1 protein-coding gene is annotated in these 1,116 nt (G+C 34.5%); it reads right to left on the reverse strand.

The features are described from left to right. The coding region (locus L3V37_RS24140) for a hypothetical protein (RefSeq protein WP_237307364.1) at positions 1–219 on the reverse strand (219 nt) is incomplete at its 3' end. Positions 220–1,116 lie beyond the last annotated feature (897 nt).

The following is a 1,116-nucleotide window of genomic DNA, read 5'->3' on the forward strand; positions in this document are numbered from 1 at the left end:
AGTTGAAAACAGGTCGACGTCATCACCGCTCGAGACGAAAGGGGGGGCGGGAATTTCCCCAGAGGGCGCCACGGACGGACCAGATGATCCGTCCGGATTGAGAGCGTCGTTGCCCTCCTGTTGAACCCAACCGACTTGGGCCGCCAACATTCGGAGCATCTCATCTTCTGCCTCGCGTTGGGCTTTCTTCTTGCCGGATGTGGTCTTCGGCGGAGCCATTTAAACCTAAGAGTACGATTTTAAAATACCTACTGATCATAATAATTAAAACTTAAAAATTTACGCTAATTAATTAAGTACGTTTAAGATTTAAATAGAGTACACTAGCTTGGCATTTTCGGTCGTTCAATGGACGTGCGACCCGCGCGATAAAGTGTAAATTTTCAATTAATCAGCCTTGGTTAAATCGAAAAACATGGCCAGTTAGGGATAGAGATAACGCGAGAGGCAGGACTAATTTCGACAAAAGTCTTTCTTAGTCCAAATCCTGTCACCAGTCATAACCCGTTTCTAGACACCATGTCCGACGTTCGGCCAATTTTTCGAAAATTTACACTCCCTCAAGTCCTTTGCAAACTCCGCCCTCAACCTCGTGTCCATAACTTCACTTAGGTTATGGTGTGCGGTGATGAAATCCACACATCACGAGGGGTTAAGGAGATAAGCAAGGAAAAGAGGCGCCATCTATTCCAAAGAGTGCGACTTAATTACACCAAGCCTATGTACTAAATTTAAATCGAAAACGTACTACTAATTAATTTACGAAAAAATACACGTAATTACATGCAATAATACGCTATTTTCCATTTAGCATGCAATAATTAACCATTTACACTATTAAAAGCAATAATTATTTAATTAATTAATTAATAACAATATTTATATTAATCATTTTTTTAATTAATAAAAATAAATTAACAATTATTTATTTAATATATTAGTATTAAATAACAATAATTATGATTTAATTAATTAATAACAACAATTAATCATTAATTAAATATTTAAAAATAATTACTAAATTAATTTCTACTAATTATATTAATTATATTTACAATTTAATTAATTAATTAAATGAACATTATTTAAATAAGGAAAAAAATAGAAATGTACCGA

The organism is Vibrio sp. D54 (assembly GCF_021728075.1).
Taxonomy (GTDB): Bacteria; Pseudomonadota; Gammaproteobacteria; order Enterobacterales; family Vibrionaceae; genus Vibrio; species Vibrio alginolyticus.